This is a genomic window from Microcoleus sp. PH2017_28_MFU_U_A (genome assembly GCF_020738035.1).
Classification (GTDB): domain Bacteria; phylum Cyanobacteriota; class Cyanobacteriia; order Cyanobacteriales; family Microcoleaceae; genus Microcoleus.
In genome coordinates this window covers 1-5,934 of record NZ_JAEQCX010000206.1, presented here as the reverse complement: position 1 = coordinate 5,934, position 5,934 = coordinate 1, and the positions used below count along the sequence as shown (strand labels likewise).

General features: G+C 41.3%; 8 protein-coding genes and 1 pseudogene. 6 read left to right on the top strand and 3 right to left on the bottom strand.

All coding sequences use genetic code 11. From position 1 onward, the window contains the following. Positions 1-89, top strand: a pseudogene (locus JGK14_RS33535) (C39 family peptidase); the annotation flags it as partial. A gap of 250 nt (positions 90-339) precedes the next feature. On the opposite strand, the gene JGK14_RS33530 reads toward JGK14_RS33535, so the two are convergent. The 3 genes from JGK14_RS33530 to JGK14_RS33520 form a co-directional block, all read right to left on the bottom strand. Beyond that, on the bottom strand, positions 340-519 hold the full coding sequence (locus JGK14_RS33530) for a hypothetical protein (RefSeq protein ID WP_293233173.1): 180 nt from the start codon (positions 517-519) through the stop codon (positions 340-342). Then, positions 516-758 carry a hypothetical protein gene (locus JGK14_RS33525; RefSeq protein ID WP_293190267.1) on the bottom strand — a complete coding sequence of 81 codons (243 nt, stop codon included), beginning with the start codon at positions 756-758 and terminating at the stop codon, positions 516-518. Before JGK14_RS33525 ends, JGK14_RS33530 begins: the two co-directional genes overlap by 4 nt. Before the next feature lie 363 nt (positions 759-1,121). Further along, complete coding sequence (locus JGK14_RS33520) at positions 1,122-1,616, bottom strand: hypothetical protein (protein ID WP_325315992.1); 495 nt, start codon at positions 1,614-1,616, stop codon at positions 1,122-1,124. A 126-nt stretch (positions 1,617-1,742) separates the two neighbouring features. Here JGK14_RS33520 and JGK14_RS33515 point away from each other — a divergent pair, with 126 nt between their 5' ends. The 5 genes from JGK14_RS33515 to JGK14_RS33495 form a co-directional block, all read left to right on the top strand. Further along, positions 1,743-2,672, top strand: coding sequence for a hypothetical protein (locus JGK14_RS33515; protein ID WP_293186694.1), 930 nt, complete (start codon positions 1,743-1,745; stop codon positions 2,670-2,672). A gap of 46 nt (positions 2,673-2,718) precedes the next feature. Continuing rightward, positions 2,719-3,216, top strand: coding sequence for a hypothetical protein (locus JGK14_RS33510; RefSeq protein WP_293233165.1), 498 nt, complete (start codon positions 2,719-2,721; stop codon positions 3,214-3,216). A gap of 12 nt (positions 3,217-3,228) precedes the next feature. Next, the gene (locus JGK14_RS33505) at positions 3,229-4,188 is read left to right on the top strand and encodes a hypothetical protein (protein WP_293209024.1); all 960 of its coding nucleotides are present in this window, start codon (positions 3,229-3,231) and stop codon (positions 4,186-4,188) included. Between the two features lie 41 nt (positions 4,189-4,229). Further along, positions 4,230-5,405, top strand: coding sequence for a hypothetical protein (locus JGK14_RS33500; protein WP_325315991.1), 1,176 nt, complete (start codon positions 4,230-4,232; stop codon positions 5,403-5,405). A 5-nt stretch (positions 5,406-5,410) separates the two neighbouring features. Further along, positions 5,411-5,934, top strand: a 524-nt coding sequence (locus JGK14_RS33495; protein ID WP_325315990.1) for a hypothetical protein, incomplete at its 3' end; no start/stop codon positions are given.

Genomic DNA, 5,934 nt, shown 5'->3' with positions numbered 1-5,934 from the left:
GTGGTGAATACCTGCATTACAGCTACGACTTGATCGAGCGTACCTGCATACCTGATGGTTTATTCTGGGTTCACTTTATAAGCAAATAAAAATGAACCCTCTTGTATGTAAATAATTGTTACAAGGGGGTTGACACCTAATTTCAAAAATGGGACATTACAAATAACACCACACCACGCTTTTCAATCCAAAAAACATAATAAAGGGCGGTGTGAAGGAGGGAGGGAATAAATATATATATTATTCTATATATAAAATAATATATATATATTCACAAGTAGGCTCCTAAAGTAGGCTACTTTGTAAAATGTAAAAGTATTAAACTTGAAACACAAAGATTTACTTTTCAGGCGGTGTGACCAACAATCCGGTTAGACTCGCTAATGATGCTAAAGCAAGCTCTAAGCATCCCGACACAGATTTACCTTGCTGGGCTAGCAGCAACACCCCAAGGCTCGAAATAATAGCTGTAGAGCCAACGCCTGTTACGACTATGCTGTACATTCTCTTATTTGTCATAGGTCTCTTCCGGTAAATCCACTGTTCTGGGCAATAAAATTATCCGTTTTATCTAGTCGCTGTTCAATATGGTTTAGTCGCTGTTCGATCAAATCAAGTGCGTGTAATATTTTTTGCGAATCAACAATCGCTTGACGCTTTGCTTGCCAAACAACGTTTAAGCCACTCAGGACGCCAGTCAAAATAGCCACGGTTGTACCTAGTAGAGCGATATCGATTTTGAGCATTATATCTTTCATGTAATTATTCCTGTATATTCGTAAACACTGACTGCAACGGTAGTTGCTACTTTAGAAAATAAATCGATTGATAGGCGGTAGTCAACAGTAAACGGAAAATGTATTATACTTAATTCGCCTGAGATTATTATTCGTTTACTGTTGACTCTAGCCAATCCGTTTCCTAGTAAGCCTGATTCTATTTGTTGATTGGCATACCCAATAGCTTGGTTTTTCCAATAATCAGCAGTAGTTGTCACCGAAAGCGCTACAACTGGTGAACTTAAAATGGTTGGGGAAAAGACTCGCGAGTAAGGTATTGTCCCGGTGGCATCAAGATTCGTTTGCCAAACAATATTCCAGTTTTCTGCTACTGCTGATATTTTACCCCCCTGTGGAGAATAATGCTTTAAAAACAGTTTTTGCCTCTTTTACCGTTGGGCTTGAATCAGCACCTAACGAAAAGGGGAAACTATAACTGTTGTCTATCATGTCTACAACTCTTGTTCCCCACGGAGTATTTTTTACCGTTGGGGTTGCCTTTGCCTCGTAGATAGTTACTCGCAAAACTTGTTTATGTGCTTCTTTAAATGACCGTCGTGATACATTCAGTGGCAGCGCAGCACCAGCACTGGCAGTAAGAATACCCGCATCAGCCATGATCGAACTAATTTTTGTTGCTGTGGAAGCTAGCACTGGAATTGTAACTGTAGCGTTCTCGTCTTCAAATGAATATGCTACTAATTCTGTTTTGTCGCCCTCTGGTTTGTAGGGCTTGGATACTGTAGGCGATTTTTTCTGTGCATCCAAATAAGTCTCGCGAGCTTTTGATATTGCAGCGCGCTTTTCGAGTTGTTGCCATGTATATCGTCTAGCCATTTTTGCGTCCTTTAATTATATACAAATAGTATTACAGTAAAATTTACAATAAAATCAAGTATTATTGTAAGCAGAAACCTATTAGGTTTAGAAATATTTCACCACATTATCCTTAAACCTTATTTTATGCCCAAACAACCTGCACCTAAACCGGAGAATCTGAAACTTACCAATGAAGAGCCATCACTACTCTTTGCTATTCAGGAGCTTATTCGCACTGGGGGCATAGATTGGGACGAATGGTGGAACGAATGGAGACGGGGGATTCCAAATCGCAATCAAGCAGTTACCAATTTTAGAATATCTGATTGGGTTGAACCAAAATATTTAGAGCTTACTCAATTAGATAGTAAATCGGGTGTTCGTTACATTGAATATTTCCCAGACAGGGATAATGAATCGGAAAGTTATATTTTAGCTGGTACTACTCGCGATTTAATTGCACATATTGTTGCAATTGGGTATCAAAACGCTGCTAGCAACAATACTGTGAGTGGGAAAAATAGCAAGCCCCCGCTTAAGGGATTTCCATTAATTGAACTTTCTTTTATCAGCGAAGATAAAAAAGTTGGGAAAAAGTGGCTTCGACTTGCTGGGTTTACTGATGAAGCAAAAATTGCTCAGATTAAATTAGCCAAGCAAGTTACTCCTGCTGATATAAAACGGTGGGCGAACAAAATAAAAAACATTTTTGGCGACACTAAATATTTGTGGAAAAAAGGTAAAGAGTGTTTGTCTTACTCTGGACAAATTGCCCGTCTACAAGGATTAGAAGGCTATGCTTATGTAAAAAATCAAAAAGATGGTATTGAGTTATTTACGGCTATTCTCAAAATTATCGATACTATACCCGACAAAGATGGATTTAACCTCACGACTAGCACTTCACCAACAAAATATAAAAAAGAGAAGGAAATAATTGTTGCAGGGAAGTCTGTTATACCTGCCGAAAAACGACCAATTGCCGATTGTTACTTTGACTCCGCCACCTTAAGACTGCCACTTATGAATAAATCCATTCCTTTGGTAAAAAAGAATGTTATTTTATATAAGTAGACTCACTTTACAAAGTAGCGCCCTACTTTAGCGCCCTACTTATATTATGGCAATAATAACACCTGGTACAGGGGCAACAATAAGCGCCACCACAATCGAAGGACAGCTTTGGCAATTGGTACACCTGTACCAAAACGCTGAACGCGCAGACACCGAATCCGTTAATAGATTTGAATCAACAAAAGATGATTCATTTGTAATGGATGGCAAATTCACCATTCCAGGTAATCTTATTTGGACTCCTGCGACAGGTACATTTACCGATGTTACCATGCCTTATCTGCCTAACACTACTTTCAATGCAGGCAACCCTTTAGGAACAATCAAATCAACCACACTGTCTCAGTATTTCATTGACGTGGTGTTATACATCATTGCTTGGCAAAACAACGGTGCTAAAAACACTCAAACATTGACTAATGTCACCTGTACTTTTAACGCAAATACACGCGTGTATTCCGGTACATTTCAACTGCCTTATATTACTACAATTGTTGCAGGTGGTAATATTTCTGAAGCAGCAACAGAATGGTTATTGACCTAGGGAGAACAGTAGATGACTCAAAAAACATACGGCGTGACGATCGAAAATTCAGCGCTCGCCTTTAGTACCGAAGGGGTTAGTCCAGGCAAATGGCTACAGGACGCTGCATCGCAAGTATGGAATGCGATAAAAAGTGGTGTACAGGCTGCATTAGACTTAGGCAACCGCATGATAGAAGGTGGTAAAGAGCTATTTTCTGCAATCATGCGGGGTGACTGGGGAATATTTGGTGACTGGCTTAAAAACGACCCGATTGGAGCTATTAGCGGTGGTGCTGCCGTTGCGGTAGCTGGTTGGTTTGTTGGTAGCGCTACAGGAATCACAGCCGTCGCTTCAGGCGGTATTGCTTCTATGTGGTCAGCATTGGGTAGTGTCAAGATTGGTGGCTTTACTTTAGGGCTAATGTTGCCTACGCTTCAGCAGGCCATTGTAGGAACTACGAATGTTTTATACAATCTTGATTGGCAGCAATCGGATGCTGCAATTATTGCAGAACTGGAGGGTATGTATCTCTCTTTCTTGAACACAGTCGGAGAGTCCACGGGCAGAATGCTTGCTGGTTTTGCACTAGGCGGGGGAAAAGGCAACCCCAAAATGACCATAAACATTACTGCCTCTGCTGCGCTGTGTATTACAGCACAACAAGCAGGTAGTGATATACAAGAAGAACTTGTCGAGGAATTAAGTCAACTTGCTAATACTTTTGTCAGGTATGCAAGAAACCTTGCAGCCAAGTTGGGTTACATGGAACTTCGCAAATGGGCAAGGAATAACGTTCGTACAGGCATCAAAGGAATCGACGACGCCATTGCTAATTGGGGGTTACAAGAGGGTCAATCATTTACCATTGCTTCTGCAATTGACAACAAAGTAGAAGCCATTACTGAGGAAAATTCTGCATTAGGCAATTTCTTAGAAGGTTTTATAGAAGGCTTTGGTGATGGGTTTTCCGATTTCATTGTAATGACTTAATCACAAGTAGCGCCCTACTTTAGCGCCCTACTTATAAATATATGACAATATCAACTCGCACATTCTCAACTACACTTATTTCTACTACTACAAACGTAGTTACGGAAATAGTACATTTCCGCGACGAGCCTTTACTTATCGGAGAGAAGGCTGCCGTATATCTAGAAGCGTGCTTTTGCAATGTTTCGTTGAAAAGTTTTCAACTAATGAAATTCCCTAATTACGAAGGGGATGAATCAGAAGCAGAAAAGTTAGCAATGTTCACCGCAGCCGAAATGGCGAGCCAGAAAGTTGGCTTGAGGGTCTTGAGTCGGAAAAATAACACTGGGGTATGGCGCGAAAAGGCTGAAATTATTCTTACTAACGCCGGACGCAAATCATATTTCGATTTGCTTATTCCTTATCTAGCAAAAGCTCAGGTGCGGTTATTGGAGTATAACGACGCTCTCGGAATCCAACTTATTGACTACGGCAATGGGTTGCTCAAACAAACCGATTTCATAGAGATTGAATTTGCGACTACCGTTGATATTTCAAAAAAAAACGATGATTTTTCAGAATTAAGTGCAAGAATAGCCTCTCTAGAATTGGCATTAGAAGGAAGGCTTGTAAATGTCCCCGCTAATTCGCTGCTTGGCAGAGGTGGTGATGCGGGGACGGTAGAAAGATTACCACTGCCATTAGAAACAGATAAAGGGGGGTTCGGTGTTGTCAATACTGGTATATATGGAAGCGTAGCTATTTCAGCTATTCTCAAAAATAGTTGGGCGGGATTACATTTTCAAGGGGCGTATGATGCAAACTATTTAATGCACAACCCTGCCACAGGGGATATAGGATTTTATGCAGCACAACCCGGTGCTCCTTTCTGGCGTTGGTATTCATCTGCAACAGAGTTTCTTATTTCCCAACCTCTGAAGATTGGGCCCGCTTCCACAGCTATTAAATCAGTTCGATCGCATCGGCAGGTAGTTGACTTCCCTAGCATTGCCAGCCAAGGGTTATTCTCTTTCGATATCCCGGTTGCAGGTGTACCGGTGGGAGCTTATTGTCATGTAGTACCTGTTATCAATAATGCCAATACAGGTTATTGGGCGCTTACTATGACAGCTATTGTGCAAGTCGCTGGAACGGTTTCAATATTAGTGAAAAACGACACGGCGTCCGCTGTTGATGCTGCACCTTTTTGGATACGCATTTTAATTATGGAATTTTAAGTGCTATGAAAAGAAGTAGGTCAATTAATCTTGATAAAGATAGCTCCCGTCGTCCAACTGAACAAATTGATATGGGGAGCAAGCCGACTCAATTGACACCCGAGGTAGGTAGCCTAGGGGTGTCTGGTACGCGGGAACTTGGTAGCTATGGTGGTATATCAGTAGTGGGCGATGCAGCAGCAGGGATAACGGAATTAGGAGCACCGGGAGTATCCATCAATATTAATCCTGCTGAACAATCTGCAAAAGCAGAGGTAGACCTAGGTATTAAGCAAGGGTTCGGCGTCAGTTTTGGAGGAGAAATAAAACGTACTCCAACTGGAGTCTCCGTAGAAAATGTTTCTTTTGGTGTTAACGTTTTGGGATTTGGCGTCAACGCTGAAGGTAATGGCAGTGAGTCGAGTAAATTGGGTGTTTCAGCTTTAGGATTTAAAATTGAAGTTGCCAACGACAAAGACGGCAAAACTTCTATAAGATTGGGGTATGAAATACCGGGCGCTAAGGGCGGTGTGACATTTGCTCCCGATGG